The following is a 14,419-nucleotide window of genomic DNA, read 5'->3' as shown; positions in this document are numbered from 1 at the left end:
CGCTTGATTGATGCCCCCCACCCAACACTCCTAAGGTGACCCCACGACAGCGAACCCGTGGAGTGGTCATGACAACAACAATATCCCCCGACTCGCGATGGACGCGGCGGCGCAGCGAAAAGCAGCGGCGTCTCGAGTTGGTCAAAGGCTTTGCCGACGGCGCAGTTCTGCCCACCGACAAGATCGTGGCAGCGCTGGAGGCATTGATCCTGCCCGGCGACCGTGTGGTGCTGGAGGGCAATAACCAGAAGCAGGCGGATTTCCTGTCGCGCTCCCTGGCCAAGGCCGATCCGGCCAAGCTGCATGACCTGCACATGATCATGCCCAGCGTCGGACGCTCCGAGCACCTGGACCTGTTCGAACGCGGCATCGCCCGCAAGCTCGATTTCTCCTTCGCCGGCACCCAAAGCCTGCGCATCAGCCAATTGCTCGAAGACGGCCTGCTGGAAATCGGCGCGATCCACACCTACATCGAGCTGTATGCGCGACTGGTGGTCGACCTGATCCCCAACGTCGTGCTCTCGGCCGGTTTCATGGCCGACCGCGCCGGCAACATCTACACCGGCGCGAGCACCGAAGACACCCCCGCATTGATCGAACCGGCCGCCTTCAGCGACGGCATCGTCATCGTTCAGGTCAACCAGTTGGTCGACGATGTCAGCGATCTACCTCGCGTCGACATTCCCGCGTCCTGGGTCGATTTTGTGGCGGTGGCCGACAAGCCGTTCTACATCGAACCGCTGTTCACCCGCGACCCACGGCACATCAAACCTGTGCACGTGTTGATGGCGATGATGGCGATTCGCGGCATCTACGAAAAACACAACGTGCAATCCCTGAACCACGGCATCGGTTTCAACACCGCCGCCATCGAATTGATCCTGCCCACCTACGGCGAATCCCTCGGCCTCAAAGGCAAGATCTGCCGCAACTGGACGCTCAATCCGCACCCAACGCTGATCCCGGCGATTGAAAGCGGCTGGGTCGAAAGCGTGCATTGCTTCGGCACCGAACTGGGGATGGAAAACTACATCGCCGCCCGGCCCGACGTGTTCTTCACCGGGCGTGACGGCTCGCTGCGGTCCAACCGGATGTTCTGCCAACTGGCCGGGCAGTACGCGGTGGACCTGTTCATCGGCGCGACCTTGCAGGTCGACGGCGACGGCCATTCCTCCACTGTCACCCGCGGCCGCCTCGCCGGTTTCGGTGGCGCGCCGAACATGGGACATGACCCGCGCGGTCGCCGCCATGGCACGCCGGCCTGGCTCGACATGCGCCACACCGACGCGCCCGAACCGATGCTCGAACGCGGCAAGAAACTCGTGGTGCAAATGGTCGAGACCTTCCAGGAAGGCGGCAAACCGACCTTTGTCGAAACCCTCGACGCAGTGGAAGTCGCGCGCAAAAGCGGCATGCCGCTGGCACCGATCATGGTCTACGGGGATGACGTCACGCACCTGCTGACCGAAGAAGGCATCGCCTATCTGTACAAGGCGCGTTCGCTGGAAGAACGCCAGGCGATGATCGCTGCGGTCGCAGGCGTCACCGTCATCGGCCTGCGCCACAACCCGAAAGACACCGCGCGCATGCGCCGCGAAGGCTTGATCGCCTTGCCCGAAGACCTCGGCATCCGCCGCACCGACGCCACCCGCGAACTGCTCGCGGCGAAAAGCGTAGCGGATCTGGTCGAGTGGTCCGGTGGCCTCTACAACCCGCCCGCCAAGTTCAGGAGCTGGTAATGCACGCATTCAACCTGCAACCCAAACCTCTCTCGCTGGCCGAGCGGCTGGCGGACCTGGCAGTGGACGCGCTGATCGACGAAGCGGACCTGTCGCCGAAACCGGCATTGGTTGACCGTCGCGGCAATGGCGCCCACACCGATTTGCACCTCGGGCTGATGCACGCTTCGGCGTTGGCGCTCTGGCCGGCGTTCAAGGAAATGGCGGAAGCGGCCATCGAATTCGGCGACGTCGGTTTGCCACTGCGCGAAGCAGTCGGGCAGATCGGTCGTGACGGCGAACACGCGATGCTCGCCACCACCAACGGCGTGAACACCCATCGCGGGGCCATCTGGGCCTTGGGCCTGCTGGTCGCCGCTGCGGCGCTGGAACCTCAATCAAGCAGCGCTGGCGCGATGACGTTGCGCGCTGCGCGCCTGGCCTTGCTCGACGACCGCTATGCCCCGCGTCCGCTCAGCCACGGCGCCCAAGTCGCACAACGTTACGGCGCACGCGGTGCCCGTGAAGAAGCGCAACTCGGCTTCCCTGCGGTGATTCAACGGGCACTGCCGCAACTCAAGCGCAGCCGCGCCGCTGGCCATGGTGAGCAGAACGCCCGGCTCGATGCGCTGCTGGCGATCATGACTCAACTGGCTGACACCTGCGTGCTCTACCGCGCCGGCGAACAAGGCCTGCACACCATGCAACTCGGCGCCCAAGCCGTGCTCGACGCGGGCGGCAGCGCCAGCCTCGCCGGCCGCCGCCGTCTGCATGAATTGGACGAACAACTGATTGATTTGAATGCCTCGCCCGGTGGCGCTGCCGACCTGCTCGCAGCCTGCCTGTTCATTGACCGTATCGAGTCTGGCGACGGCCTCATCCAGGGAGCTTTGTGATGGAAACCTTATCCTTTGAATTTCCCGCCGGGCAGCCGCCACGCGGCAAGACGCTGGTGGGCTGTGTCGGCTCGGGTGATCTGGAAGTGCTGATCGAGCCGGGTCAGGCCGGCAAGTTGACGATCAAGGTGCAGACCTCGGTCAACGGCGCCGAACAACGCTGGCAGCATCTGTTTGCGCGGATGTTCGACGGCCAGACACCACCGGCAATGGCCATCGATATCCACGACTTCGGCGCGACGCCGGGCGTGGTGCGCTTGCGTCTGGAGCAGGGCTTCGAGGAGATCGGCCATGACTGATCTCCTGCAGAAGCACAGTTTCGTTGAACTCGGTGCCCGGCAACGGGCGAAAGCCTTGCTCGATGCCGGCACCTACCGCGAATTGCTCGACCCGTTTCAACGCGTCATGTCGCCGTGGCTGTCGCGCCAGGGCGTGGTGCCGCAAGCGGATGACGGCGTGGTGATCGCCAAGGGCAGCATCGGTGGATTGCCGGTGGTGATCGCGGCCATCGAAGGCGCCTTCCAGGGCGGCAGCCTCGGTGAAGTCGGCGGGGCGAAAATTGCCGGCGCGCTGGAACTGGCCGCCGAAGACAACCGCAACGGCACGCCGACTCGCGCCGTGCTGCTGCTGGAAACCGGTGGCGTGCGGTTGCAGGAAGCCAACCTGGGGCTGGCGGCGATTGCCGATATCCACGCGGCGATTGTCGACCTGCGTCAGTACCAACCGGTGATCGGCGTGGTGGCCGGCAGTGTGGGTTGCTTTGGCGGCATGTCGATTGCGGCCGGGTTGTGCAGTTACTTGCTGGTGACCCAGGAAGCACGCCTTGGCCTCAACGGTCCGCAGGTGATCGAACAGGAAGCCGGGCTTGAGGAATATGACTCCCGTGATCGTCCTTTTATCTGGAGCCTGACCGGTGGCGAGCAGCGTTTCGCCAGTGGTTTGGTCGATCGTTTTGTCGCGGATGACGTGGCGCAAGTTCAACAGCAGATCAGCGAACTGCTGCAACAGGGTTTGCCAGCACAGCAACGCAGCCAACAGGCCGAGCTTTTCCTGCAACGGCTGGCCCGTCTGGACGCCGAGCCACAAATCGAGCCGGCGACGGTTCGCGATCTGTATCAAGGAGAGCGCTCATGAGTTCGTATTCCCTGAGAGGTTTGAACTGGTTCAACGCCTTGAGTGCCGGGGCCAACACCGTCGAAGGTTTGCCCGCTTCACTGAAGGTGGCCGATGGCGTGTTGGGCGACCAACCGGTTCGCTTCATCGCGGTGGTGGCCGATCCCGAGAACCGTTTTGTCCGCGCCCGCAATGGCGAAGTCGGTCTGCTGGAAGGTTGGGGACTGGCTAAAGCGGTGGATGAAGTCATCGCCGCCGATCTCGATAAATCGGAAAAAAGCGCGCTGATCGCCATCGTCGATGTGCCCAGTCAGGCTTACGGTCGGCGCGAAGAAGCGCTCGGCATTCATCAGGCACTGGCCGGTGCGGCAGACAGTTACGCCCGCGCGCGGCTGGCCGGTCACGCGGTAATTGGTCTGCTGGTAGGCAAGGCGATGTCCGGGGCGTTTCTCGCTCATGGGTATCAGGCCAATCGGCTGATTGCCCTGCGTGATCCGGGGGTGATGGTGCATGCGATGGGCAAGGCGTCGGCGGCGCGGGTGACCTTGCGCAGCGTCGAAGAACTCGAAGCCCTGGCCGCCAGCGTGCCGCCGATGGCGTATGACATCGACAGCTACGCCAGCCTCGGTTTGCTCTGGGAAACCTTGTCGGTGGAGCAGATCGAGCAGCCAACGGCGGCGGATCTGGCACGCGTCAACGAATGCCTGAATCAGGCTGTGGCTGACGTTGTCGCTAAAGGACGTGACCTGAGCAGTCGTTTGGGGGCAGCAAACCGCGCCGCATCGAGCAAGGTTCGCCAATTGTTGAGAGAACAGTGGTGAACACGTATCTGGCCCACGACCTGCTCTGGGGAATGACTCCGGAACAGTTGCCGGCGGACGCACCTTCGTGGGTGATCGAGTCGCTCAGCGCGGGTCAACCGGTGGTGGTTCGGCGTGCGTTGAGCGCACCGGATCAGATCGCGGTCGGGGTGCGTGGGCGTTTGCGTGAGCAGCGTTATGCGACGTCGATGGCGACTGCTGCGATTCAGCGTCGGGTGCGGCCGGAAGAGCTTTGTCATGTCGATATCGGTCGGGATTTGCCGGCACTGCGTGCCCTGAATCACCTGCGGCCAATGCTCGACGCTTGCGGTTGGGTGTGGGGTGTCAGCGGCAGTGCCGGGTTTGAGTTGGCCAGCGGATTTGCAGCCTTGCATGAACGCAGTGATCTCGACTTGATCCTGCGTACACCGCAACCGCTGGCGCGTGCTCAAGCGCTCGACATGGTGAAATTTCTCGACGCTACTGTCTGCCAGGTGGACCTGCAATTGCAGACGCCATTCGGTGCTGTCGCGTTGCGCGAATGGGCCAGCTCTGCACGTCGGGTTTTGCTGAAAAATGCTACTGAAGCCTGCTTGGTGATTGATCCGTGGAACCCGCAGGAGCAAGCAGCGTGAGCAGCTTGCTGGTGTTCCCCGGCCAGGGCGCGCAGCAGCCGGGCATGCTCCATCGTTTGCCTCGGGAAACGGTGAACGAGGCCAGTGATGTCCTCGGCGAAGATGCGTTACTGCTGGATTCTGCCGAAGCGTTGAAGTCGACGCGGGCGGTTCAGTTGTGCCTGCTGATCGCCGGCGTGGCGGCTGCACGGCAGTTGTCGCTGACGGCGGATTACGTGGCCGGACTGTCCATCGGCGCCTACCCGGCAGCAGTCGTCGCCGGCGCCCTGGATTTCAGCGATGCGCTGCATCTGGTCAGCCTGCGCGGTGAACTGATGCAGCAAGCGTATCCACAGGGCTACGGCATGACCGCGATCATCGGTCTGGAGCTGGCGACGGTGGAAGGGGTGCTGGCGCAGGTTCACAGCATCGACTCACCGGTTTACCTGGCCAACATCAACGCCGATAACCAGGTGGTGATTGCCGGCAGCGACGGGGCGATGCAAGCGGTGGCCGAGTTGGCGAAAGCTCACGGTGCCGGACTGGCCAAGCGTCTGGCGGTCAGCGTGCCTTCGCACTGCCCACTGCTGGACGCACCCGCCAAAACCCTGGCCGAAGCCTTCGCCAAGGTGCAATTGAAAACGCCGACGCTGGGTTACCTGAGCGGCAGTCGCGCCCGGCCCGTCACCCGCATCGAAGCCTTGCGCGACGACCTGGCGTTCAACATGTGCCGCGTGGTGGATTGGCGCGGCACGGTACAAAGCGCCTACGAGCGCGGCGTACGGCTACAGATCGAACTGCCGCCCGGTGCGGTGCTGACCGGGCTGGCGCGCCGGGTGTTCGAGCAGGGCACCGTGATGGCTTTCGACGGTGCGCGGCTCGACACCTTGCAAGCGCTGTTGCGTGAGGAGGGAAGCCGCTAACCCGAGACCACCGACTCAGGCCTTCGAACAACAAAAACAACATTCGACGATGCACTTTGAGGACAACAACAATGATTATTTACGGTGTGGCGCTGTTGGCGATTTGTACGCTGGCAGGGGTGATAGTGGGGGACATGCTCGGCGTGTTGCTGGGTGTGCAATCAAACGTCGGCGGCGTCGGGATCGCGATGATCCTGCTGATCTGCGCGCGGTTGTGGATGCAAAAACGCGGCGGCATGACCAAGGATTGCGAGATGGGCGTCGGCTTCTGGGGCGCCATGTACATTCCGGTGGTGGTCGCCATGGCGGCGCAGCAAAACGTCGTGACCGCGCTGCACGGCGGCCCGGTAGCCGTGCTCGCGGCGATTGGTTCGGTGGTGATCTGCGGCTGCACGATTGCCCTGATCAGCCGCACTCATAAAGGCGAACCCTTGCCCGACGAACCGACGGAAGTCACCCCCGTCGGCACACCTGTAGGAGGCCGCTGATATGTGGGATCTCATTGAAAAAGGTCTGGAACATAACGGTCTGGTCACGGCGTTCGCGTTCGTCGGCGTGATCATGTGGGTGTCGGTGGTGTTGTCCAAGCGCCTGACGTACGGGCGGATTCACGGCTCGGCGATTGCCATCGTCATCGGGCTGGTGTTGGCCTGGGTCGGCGGCACCCTGACCGGCGGGCAGAAAGGCCTGGCAGACCTGTCGCTGTTTTCCGGCATTGGTTTGATGGGCGGCGCCATGCTGCGGGACTTTGCGATCGTCGCTACCGCGTTTGAAGTGCAGGCCACCGAAGCGAAGAAGGCCGGGTTGATCGGTGCGATTGCGCTGCTGCTTGGCACGATTCTGCCGTTCATTGTCGGCGCGAGCATTGCCTGGGCGTTCGGCTATCGCGATGCGGTGAGCATGACCACCATTGGTGCTGGCGCGGTGACCTACATCGTCGGACCGGTGACGGGCGCGGCGATAGGCGCGAGTTCGGATGTGGTGGCGTTGTCGATTGCCACCGGGTTGATCAAGGCGATTTTCGTGATGGTGGGTACACCGATGGCCGCGAAATGGATGGGGCTGGATAACCCGCGCTCGGCGATGGTGTTTGGCGGGTTGGCCGGGACCGTGAGCGGTGTGACGGCGGGGCTGGCGGCGACGGATCGGCGGCTGGTGCCTTATGGCGCGCTGACGGCGACGTTCCATACCGGGCTTGGGTGCTTGTTGGGGCCTTCGTTGCTGTACTTCATTGTTCGCGGGATTGTGGGGTAAGCCGCTGGATTTTCGTTGACTGTACCGGCGCCTTCGCGAGCAAGCCCGCTCCCACATTGGAATGCGTTCTCCTGTGGGAGCGGGCTTGCTCGCGAAGGGCGCGACGCGGTCTCAAGCCTGCCGATTGGCGTACATCCGACACTCCGCCAGCAACGCCAGCAAGTTCGGATCACGCTCCTTGGCTTTCAAAAACACCACCCCGATGTGCTGCTGCAACCGGTACTTTTCCTGCAATGGAATCAGCTTCACCCGGTTCTCATACACCGCCGCAATCCGCCCCGGCAGCAATGCATAACCCACCCCCGAGCTGACCATGCTCAGCAGGGTGAAGATGTCGTTGACCTGCATTGCCACCTTCGGCTCGAACCCCGCCTGCTTGAACACCCGATTGCCGTCCTGGTGCGTGGCGAAGCCCTGGGTCAGCGTAATGAAGGTCTCGTCGCGCACCTCGGCCAGGTCGACTTCCGTGCGTAGGGCAAACTTCGAATCGGCCGGCGTGGCCAGGAAAATATCGTCGGAAAACAGCGGAATCTGCTCGCAATCCGGGTCATTGACGCTGTCGTCCAGGGACACCAGGATCGCATCGACTTCCATGTTCTTGAGCTTGTACAGCAGGTCGAAGTTTGAACCGAGGATCAGGTCGATGTTGAGCTCGCTGCGGCGGATCTTCAGGCCCATGATCAGCTGCGGCACGGTCTTCACCGTCAGCGAATACAACGAGCCCAGCTTGAAGCGTTCGGCGGAGAACCCGGCGGCTTCGCGGGTCAGGCGCACGGTTTCGACCACGTCCTGAATCAGCTTCTGCGCCCGTTCTTCCAGCACATAAGCGCTTTCCAGTGGCGTCAGGTTACGGCCTTCATGCTTGAACAGCGGGCAGCGCAGGGCGCTTTCCAGCGAGTGGATGGCCCGGTGCACGCTGACGTTGCTGGTCTGCAACTCAGCGGCGGCCCGGGCCAGGTTGCCGGTGCGCATGAAAGCGAGGAACACCTCGAGTTTTTTCAGGGTCAACTCTTCATCGATCAGCATGGCGCGGACTCTTATTTGAATGACCTGATTGTGCACGCATGCGAGCCTTTGTGTCGGCGCTGTGTAGGAGCTGTCGAGAGAAACGAGGCTGCGATCTTTTGATCTTAACCATTGCTGAAGATCAAAAGATCGCAGCCTCGTTTCTCTCGACAGCTCCTACTCAGCGCCTACAGTCCTGACGTTGTGCAGTCCGACAGGGGGATTTTGTGTTTTGAAACATTGCGCTTTTAGGCTGGAGGCCTGAGCCTTGGGCCATGTTGTAACGAATTTTGAGGTAAGCAATACATGTATCACGGGGAACGATTGAACGCCTGGACGCATCTGGTCGGGGCGGTGGCAGCGTGTGTCGGTGTGGTGTGGATGCTGGTGATCGCCGGGATGGACGGCAGCCCGTGGAAGATCGTCAGCGTGGCGATTTACGGTTTCACCTTGCTGGTGCTCTACAGCGCGTCGACCGTTTACCACAGCGTGCGCGGGCGCAAGAAAGAGATCATGCAGAAGGTTGATCACTTTTCGATCTACTTGCTGATCGCCGGCAGTTACACGCCGTTCTGCCTGGTGACGTTGCGCGGGCCGTGGGGCTGGACGCTGTTCGGGATTGTCTGGGGGCTGGCGCTGATCGGCATCCTGCAAGAGATCAAGCCGCGTTCAGAAGCACGGATTCTGTCGATCGTGATTTACGCGGTGATGGGCTAGATCGTGCTGGTGGCGGTCAAGCCGTTACTGGCGGCGCTGGGCAGTGCCGGGTTTGCGTGGCTGGCGTCGGGCGGGGTGTTGTACACCGTGGGGATTATCTTTTTTGCGCTGGATCATCGGCTGCGGCATGCCCACGGGATCTGGCATTTGTTCGTGATTGCCGGGAGTTTGCTGCACTTTGTGGCGATTATGTTTTACGTCCTTTAAACCGCGTCGCGGCCAATCGCTAGCAGGCTAGCTCCCACAGGAGATCTCCAGTGAACATGAAATGGGTGAACACCCAACATTCAATGTGGGAGCTAGCCTGCTAGCGATGGCGGCCTAGAAGTCACCCCAAAGTTGCTGGGCCACCGCCAACGCCACCACCGGCGCGGTTTCTGTTCGCAGCACTCGAGGGCCGAGGCGGGCGGCATGGAATCCGTTGGCCTTGGCCTGCTCGACTTCTGCATCCGACAACCCACCCTCAGGCCCGATCAGAAACGCCAACGTCCCCGGCTTCGCATGGCTCACCAACGGCTCCGCCACCGGGTGTAGCACCAGCTTCAATTCTGCTTCGGTCTGCTTCAACCAGTCCGCCAACAGCAGCGGCGGATGAATCACCGGCACCCGTGAACGCCCGCATTGTTCGCACGCACTGATTGCCACCTGACGCCAGTGCATCAGGCGTTTGTCAGCGCGTTCGTCCTTGAGGCGGACTTCACAGCGGTCGCTGAAGATCGGGGTGATTTCGGTGACGCCCAGTTCCGTGGCTTTCTGAATCGCCCAGTCCATCCGCTCGCCACGGGACAGGCCCTGGCCGAGATGGATCGCCAGCGGCGACTCGACTTGCCCGGCAAAGCTTTCATCGATCTGCACCACGACGCGCTTCTTGCCGACCTCCACCAGCGTGGCGCGAAATTCCTGGCCCGAGCCATCGAACAATTGCAGCGCATCGCCCTCGGCCATGCGCAGCACGCGGCTGATGTAATGGGCCTGGGCCTCGGGCAATTCGTGTTCGCCAGTGCTAAGGGGGGCGTCGATAAAAAAGCGGGACAGTCTCATGCGGAGTCTCTGAAAAAAGTCTGAAAGTCTGACGGCCTCATCGCGGGCAAGCCCGCTCCCACAAGATTGCACGGTACCTGTGGGAGCGGGCTTGCCCGCGAAGACGGTAGTCCGGTCAGCGCTGAAGCTTAGGTGAAATCAATCAACCCGGATCACGGAAACCCGGATGGAAGTCCTGCGGCACCGACACACTGACGCTGTCACGGGTCGCGATGTCGATCCCTTCGCTGGCCACTTCGGCGAGGAAGTCGATCTGCTCCGGCGTAATGACGTAAGGCGGCAAGAAATACACCACGCTGCCCAACGGCCGAAGCAAAGCACCACGCTCCAACGCATGCTGGAACACCTTCAAGCCGCGACGTTCCTGCCACGGATAGGCTTCCTTGGTGGCCTTGTCCTTGACCATCTCGATGGCCAGGACCATGCCGGTCTGGCGCACTTCCGAAACGTTCGGGTGATCGACCAGGTGCGCGGTGGCGGTCGCCATGCGCTGTGCCAACGCCTTGTTGTTTTCGATGACGTTGTCTTCTTCGAAGATATCCAGCGTCGCCAAGGCCGCCGCGCACGCCAGCGGATTGCCCGTGTAGCTGTGGGAATGCAGGAAGGCGCGCAGCGTCGGGTAGTCGTCGTAGAAGGCGCTGTAGACCTCTTCGGTGGTGACGCAGGCCGCCAGCGGCAGATAGCCGCCTGTCAGGGCCTTGGACAAGCACAGGAAGTCCGGACGGATGCCGGCCTGTTCACAGGCGAACATCGTGCCGGTGCGACCGAAGCCGACGGCGATTTCGTCGTGGATCAGGTGCACGCCGTAACGGTCGCAGGCTTCGCGCAGCAGTTTGAGGTACACCGGGTGGTACATGCGCATGCCGCCGGCGCCCTGGATCAGCGGCTCGACAATCACCGCCGCCACGGAGTCATGGTTCTCCGCCAGGGTCTGTTCCATGGCGGCGAACATGTTGCGCGAATGCTCTTCCCAGCTCATGCCCTCAGGGCGATGGTAGCAATCGGGGCTCGGCACCTTGATGGTGTCGAGCAGCAGCGCCTTATAGGTTTCGGTGAACAGCGGCACGTCGCCCACCGACATCGCCGCCATGGTTTCGCCGTGGTAGCTGTTGGTCAGGGTGACGAAGCGCTTCTTGTTCGGCTGGCCGCGGTTGAGCCAGTAGTGAAAGCTCATTTTCAGCGCGACTTCGATGCAGGACGAACCGTTATCGGCGTAGAAGCACCGGGTCAGGCCTTCCGGCGTCATCTTCACCAGGCGCTCGGACAGCTCGATCACCGGCTGATGGCTGAAGCCGGCGAGGATCACGTGCTCCAGCTGATCGACCTGATCCTTGATGCGCTGGTTGATGCGCGGGTTGGCGTGGCCGAACACGTTGACCCACCAGGAACTGACTGCATCGAGGTAGCGTTTGCCCTCGAAGTCTTCCAGCCAGACGCCTTCACCGCGCTTGATCGGGATCAGCGGCAGTTGTTCGTGGTCTTTCATCTGGGTGCAGGGATGCCATAACACCGCGAGATCGCGTTGCATCCACTGATTATTCAGGCCCATTTTCAGTCTCCTCGAGGCGGTCCGGGACAGGCGCGGACATACAATCGCGCAAGCCTATGCAATGCGTCGCCCGGGGACAACCTATTGTGTCTTTTGAACTACTTTGTATAGGGCGATAGACGTCGCTGGCGGCCTTTTGATGGCTGACGTATTCTTCGCGGTTCTTTGAGTCGTCTGACTCGTAAAACCGCTATTTCCTCGTGTATTTTCCGGAGTTCGCTGAATGTCTGCTGGTTGGCTGCGCGCCTGTGCGCTGGTGATGTTGGGGCTGTTCAGCGTGTCTGCGCTGGCCAAGGATAAAACAGCGATCGTGATCGGCGGCGGGCTGTCAGGCCTCACGGCGGCATACGAACTGCAGAATAAGGGCTGGCAGGTCACGTTGCTGGAAGCCAAGCCGAGCATGGGCGGGCGTTCCGGCATGGCCACCAGTGAGTGGATCGGCAACGACAAGACCCAACCGGTTTTGAACAAGTACGTCTCGACCTTCAAGCTGAGCACCACGCCAGCGCCTGAGTTCGTGCGCACGCCAGGCTATCTGATCGACGGCGTGTATTACACCGCAGCCGATCTGGCGACCAAGGAGCCGGCCACTAGCGATGCGCTCAAGCGCTACGAAAAGACCCTGGATGACCTGGCTCGCTCGATCGAAGACCCGCAGAACCCGGCCGCCAACAGCACGCTGCACGCATTGGACCAGATCAACGTGTCCAACTGGCTTGATCGCGTGAGCTTGCCAGCCACGGCCCGTCAATTGGTGAATCAGCAGATTCGTACCCGTTATGACGAACCTTCGCGCCTGTCGCTGTTGTACTACGCACAACAGAGCCGCGTTTACCGTGGCGTTTCCGACCGTGACCTGCGCGCTTCGCGCCTGGTCGGAGGCAGCCCGGTGCTGGCCCAGGCTTTCGTCAAGGAGCTGAAAACGATCAAGACCAGCTCCCCGGTCTCGGCCATCACCCAGGACAAGGACGGCGTGACCGTCAAAGTCGGCAGCGTTGGTTATCAGGCTGACTACGTCGTGGTTGCCGTGCCATTGCGTGCACTGAACAAGATTGTCATGACCCCGTCCCTGGATGCCCAGCACATGGGCGCGATCAAAGGCACCAACTACGGTTGGCGCGACCAGATCATGCTGAAGTTCAAGACGCCAGTGTGGGAAAGCAAGGCGCGCATGTCCGGCGAAATCTACAGCAACACCGGCCTGGGCATGTTGTGGGTTGAGCCAGCCCTGAAGGGCGGCGCCAACGTGGTGATCAACCTGTCCGGCGACAACGCTCGCGTGATGCAGGCCTTCGGCGACAAGCAGATGGCCGATCAGGTGCTGATTCGCCTGCACGCGTTTTATCCACAGGCGCGTGGCTCGTTCACCGGTTATGAAATTCGTCGCTACAGCACCGACCCGTCGATGGGCGGCGCGTACCTGGCCTTCGGCCCGGGCCAGATCAGCAAATACTGGCGCCTGTGGGAGCGTCCGCTGCAACGTGTAGCATTTGCCGGCGAACACACCGACACCTTGTACCCGGGCACTCTGGAAGGCGCGTTGCGCACCGGTCAGCGTGCGGCCAGTCAGGTTGAAGACCTGGCGGCGGGCAAGTCGTTTGAACCCGCGAAAGTTGTGCCGGCGGCGACCGCTGTAGCGGCTGGCGCAGTGGCGGCGAAGAAAGGCAATTTCTTCACTAATCTGTTCGGCGGTTCGGACGACAAACCGGCCCCGGTCAAGGCGCCAGAGCCTGTCGCACCGGTTGCTCCGGCACCGGCGCCAACGCCAGCACCGACGCCTGCACCTGCTCCGGTTGAAGCGCCGAAGCCAGCGGTACCGGTGAAAGCCGAGCCAGCCAAGAAGGCTCCGGCCAAAGCCCCGGTGAAAAAGCCAGCGGCGAAAACCGAGGCCAAAAAGGCGCCGACCAAAACACCAGTGAAGAAACCAGCGGCCAAGCCTGCTGCGACCGCGGCAATCGATACCAAAGCGCAGTAAACGTTGGGCTTAAAGAAGCGCGGCAGAGATGCCGCGTTTTTTTATGCCTGAAGAAAAACAATCGAATAAAGATGAAGGCGCAGGTGTTCCTTAGTTGGCCTTCATTTTTTGTCACACCTTGGTCTTTAATCTTTCCTTAACTCACCCATTTCAGACTCTTGATCGTATTTCTCGATATTTCAAAGCGAAATTTTCCGCTTTAATTCGATAGATAACTCGATAGTCTTGGTCGCAGTTCTCACAGGATTTGGGCAATGCAGCTACGTAACTCTACTTCCCGCTACGGTTGGGTCAGCATCTTCATGCATTGGGGCGTGGCGCTGGCAGTCTTTGGTTTGTTTGCGCTGGGCTTGTGGATGGTCGGTCTCGACTACTACAGCACCTGGCGTAAAGATGCGCCGGAGCTGCACAAGAGCATTGGTCTGGTGCTGTTGGCCGTGATGGTTCTACGGGTGCTGTGGCGCTTTATCAGCCCACCGCCGCCGGAGCTGGAAAGCTACAGTCGCATGACGCGCATTGGCGCCAAGTTCGGCCATTCGTTCCTGTATGTCGCTTTGTTCGCTGTGATGATTGCCGGTTACCTGATTTCCACCGCAGACGGTGTCGGTATTTCGGTGTTTGGCCTGTTTGAAGTGCCTGCGCTGGTTTCCGGACTACCGGACCAGGCAGATACCGCCGGTGTGATTCATCTGTATCTGGCATGGGTGCTGGTAATTTTTTCCGGTCTCCATGCGTTGGCTGCACTGAAGCACCACTTTATCGATCGTGATGCGACCCTTACGCGAATGCTGGGCCGCAAAGCCTGAAGTTCAAC

At 61.5% G+C, this 14,419-nt stretch carries 14 protein-coding genes and 1 pseudogene; 12 read left to right on the top strand and 3 right to left on the bottom strand.

Translation table 11 applies throughout. The annotated features are described in order from the left end of the window. The first annotated feature begins 68 nt into the window (after positions 1-68). From mdcA to madM, 9 genes are all read left to right on the top strand, one after another. Positions 69-1,739, top strand: coding sequence for a malonate decarboxylase subunit alpha (mdcA, locus tag ACIPL2_RS06615; RefSeq protein WP_401354137.1), 1,671 nt, complete (start codon positions 69-71; stop codon positions 1,737-1,739). Next, the gene (locus ACIPL2_RS06610; protein WP_401354134.1) at positions 1,739-2,614 is read left to right on the top strand and encodes a triphosphoribosyl-dephospho-CoA synthase; all 876 of its coding nucleotides are present in this window, start codon (positions 1,739-1,741) and stop codon (positions 2,612-2,614) included. Before mdcA ends, ACIPL2_RS06610 begins: the two co-directional genes overlap by 1 nt. Beyond that, positions 2,614-2,913, top strand: coding sequence for a malonate decarboxylase subunit delta (locus ACIPL2_RS06605; RefSeq protein WP_059402568.1), 300 nt, complete (start codon positions 2,614-2,616; stop codon positions 2,911-2,913). The genes ACIPL2_RS06610 and ACIPL2_RS06605 overlap by 1 nt, the downstream gene beginning before the upstream one ends. Continuing rightward, on the top strand, positions 2,906-3,748 hold the full coding sequence (locus ACIPL2_RS06600; protein WP_401354131.1) for a biotin-independent malonate decarboxylase subunit beta: 843 nt from the start codon (positions 2,906-2,908) through the stop codon (positions 3,746-3,748). The genes ACIPL2_RS06605 and ACIPL2_RS06600 overlap by 8 nt, the downstream gene beginning before the upstream one ends. Then, positions 3,745-4,548: a biotin-independent malonate decarboxylase subunit gamma gene (mdcE, locus tag ACIPL2_RS06595; protein WP_401354128.1), complete on the top strand. Its 804-nt coding sequence runs from the start codon at positions 3,745-3,747 to the stop codon at positions 4,546-4,548. The genes ACIPL2_RS06600 and mdcE overlap by 4 nt, the downstream gene beginning before the upstream one ends. Further along, complete coding sequence (locus tag ACIPL2_RS06590; protein WP_401354126.1) at positions 4,542-5,162, top strand: malonate decarboxylase holo-ACP synthase; 621 nt, start codon at positions 4,542-4,544, stop codon at positions 5,160-5,162. The genes mdcE and ACIPL2_RS06590 overlap by 7 nt, the downstream gene beginning before the upstream one ends. Continuing rightward, a complete protein-coding gene (mdcH, locus tag ACIPL2_RS06585; RefSeq protein ID WP_401354124.1) occupies positions 5,159-6,064 on the top strand; it encodes a malonate decarboxylase subunit epsilon in 906 nt (301 codons plus the stop codon). The genes ACIPL2_RS06590 and mdcH overlap by 4 nt, the downstream gene beginning before the upstream one ends. A gap of 71 nt (positions 6,065-6,135) precedes the next feature. Beyond that, positions 6,136-6,552: a malonate transporter subunit MadL gene (gene madL, locus ACIPL2_RS06580; RefSeq protein ID WP_401354122.1), complete on the top strand. Its 417-nt coding sequence runs from the start codon at positions 6,136-6,138 to the stop codon at positions 6,550-6,552. A 1-nt stretch (position 6,553) separates the two neighbouring features. Beyond that, complete coding sequence (gene madM / locus ACIPL2_RS06575; protein WP_401354120.1) at positions 6,554-7,318, top strand: malonate transporter subunit MadM; 765 nt, start codon at positions 6,554-6,556, stop codon at positions 7,316-7,318. 111 nt (positions 7,319-7,429) lie between these two features. On the opposite strand, the gene ACIPL2_RS06570 is transcribed toward madM, so the two are convergent. Next, entirely contained in the window at positions 7,430-8,344 is a 915-nt protein-coding gene (locus ACIPL2_RS06570) for a LysR substrate-binding domain-containing protein (RefSeq protein ID WP_401354117.1), read from the bottom strand. 285 nt (positions 8,345-8,629) lie between these two features. Between ACIPL2_RS06570 and ACIPL2_RS06565 the strand changes: the two are divergent. Continuing rightward, positions 8,630-9,247 (top strand): annotated as a pseudogene (locus tag ACIPL2_RS06565) (hemolysin III family protein). A 114-nt stretch (positions 9,248-9,361) separates the two neighbouring features. Here ACIPL2_RS06565 and ACIPL2_RS06560 read toward each other — a convergent pair. After that, positions 9,362-10,081 carry a 16S rRNA (uracil(1498)-N(3))-methyltransferase gene (locus ACIPL2_RS06560; protein ID WP_401354115.1) on the bottom strand — a complete coding sequence of 240 codons (720 nt, stop codon included), beginning with the start codon at positions 10,079-10,081 and terminating at the stop codon, positions 9,362-9,364. A gap of 142 nt (positions 10,082-10,223) precedes the next feature. Beyond that, positions 10,224-11,630 carry an adenosylmethionine--8-amino-7-oxononanoate transaminase gene (locus ACIPL2_RS06555; RefSeq protein WP_401354112.1) on the bottom strand — a complete coding sequence of 469 codons (1,407 nt, stop codon included), beginning with the start codon at positions 11,628-11,630 and terminating at the stop codon, positions 10,224-10,226. Positions 11,631-11,853: 223 nt separating this feature from the next. Between ACIPL2_RS06555 and ACIPL2_RS06550 the strand changes: the two genes are divergently transcribed. Both ACIPL2_RS06550 and ACIPL2_RS06545 read left to right on the top strand, forming a co-directional pair. Next, the gene (locus tag ACIPL2_RS06550) at positions 11,854-13,605 is read left to right on the top strand and encodes a flavin monoamine oxidase family protein (RefSeq protein WP_401354110.1); all 1,752 of its coding nucleotides are present in this window, start codon (positions 11,854-11,856) and stop codon (positions 13,603-13,605) included. A 254-nt stretch (positions 13,606-13,859) separates the two neighbouring features. Next, entirely contained in the window at positions 13,860-14,411 is a 552-nt protein-coding gene (locus ACIPL2_RS06545; protein WP_401354107.1) for a cytochrome b, read from the top strand. The last annotated feature ends 8 nt before the right edge of the window (positions 14,412-14,419 follow it).

The organism is Pseudomonas sp. NPDC086251, from assembly GCF_044746405.1.
Classification (GTDB): Bacteria; Pseudomonadota; Gammaproteobacteria; order Pseudomonadales; family Pseudomonadaceae; genus Aquipseudomonas.
The sequence above is the reverse complement of the archived record's forward strand: the minus strand, read 5'-3'. Positions and strand labels throughout refer to the sequence as shown.

Excerpts from the sequence above, each read along its gene's own strand:
- ACIPL2_RS06545 (WP_401354107.1), top strand. The coding sequence starts at position 13,860 with ATGCAGCTACGTAACTCTACTTCCCGCTACGGTTGGGTCAGCATCTTC.
- ACIPL2_RS06550 (WP_401354110.1), top strand. The coding sequence starts at position 11,854 with ATGTCTGCTGGTTGGCTGCGCGCCTGTGCGCTGGTGATGTTGGGGCTG.
- madL (WP_401354122.1), top strand. The coding sequence starts at position 6,136 with ATGATTATTTACGGTGTGGCGCTGTTGGCGATTTGTACGCTGGCAGGG.
- ACIPL2_RS06610 (WP_401354134.1), top strand. The coding sequence starts at position 1,739 with ATGCACGCATTCAACCTGCAACCCAAACCTCTCTCGCTGGCCGAGCGG.
- ACIPL2_RS06605 (WP_059402568.1), top strand. The coding sequence starts at position 2,614 with ATGGAAACCTTATCCTTTGAATTTCCCGCCGGGCAGCCGCCACGCGGC.
- mdcE (WP_401354128.1), top strand. The coding sequence starts at position 3,745 with ATGAGTTCGTATTCCCTGAGAGGTTTGAACTGGTTCAACGCCTTGAGT.
- ACIPL2_RS06555 (WP_401354112.1), bottom strand. The coding sequence starts at position 11,630 with ATGGGCCTGAATAATCAGTGGATGCAACGCGATCTCGCGGTGTTATGG.
- ACIPL2_RS06560 (WP_401354115.1), bottom strand. The coding sequence starts at position 10,081 with ATGAGACTGTCCCGCTTTTTTATCGACGCCCCCCTTAGCACTGGCGAA.
- ACIPL2_RS06600 (WP_401354131.1), top strand. The coding sequence starts at position 2,906 with ATGACTGATCTCCTGCAGAAGCACAGTTTCGTTGAACTCGGTGCCCGG.
- mdcA (WP_401354137.1), top strand. The coding sequence starts at position 69 with ATGACAACAACAATATCCCCCGACTCGCGATGGACGCGGCGGCGCAGC.
- ACIPL2_RS06570 (WP_401354117.1), bottom strand. The coding sequence starts at position 8,344 with ATGCTGATCGATGAAGAGTTGACCCTGAAAAAACTCGAGGTGTTCCTC.
- madM (WP_401354120.1), top strand. The coding sequence starts at position 6,554 with ATGTGGGATCTCATTGAAAAAGGTCTGGAACATAACGGTCTGGTCACG.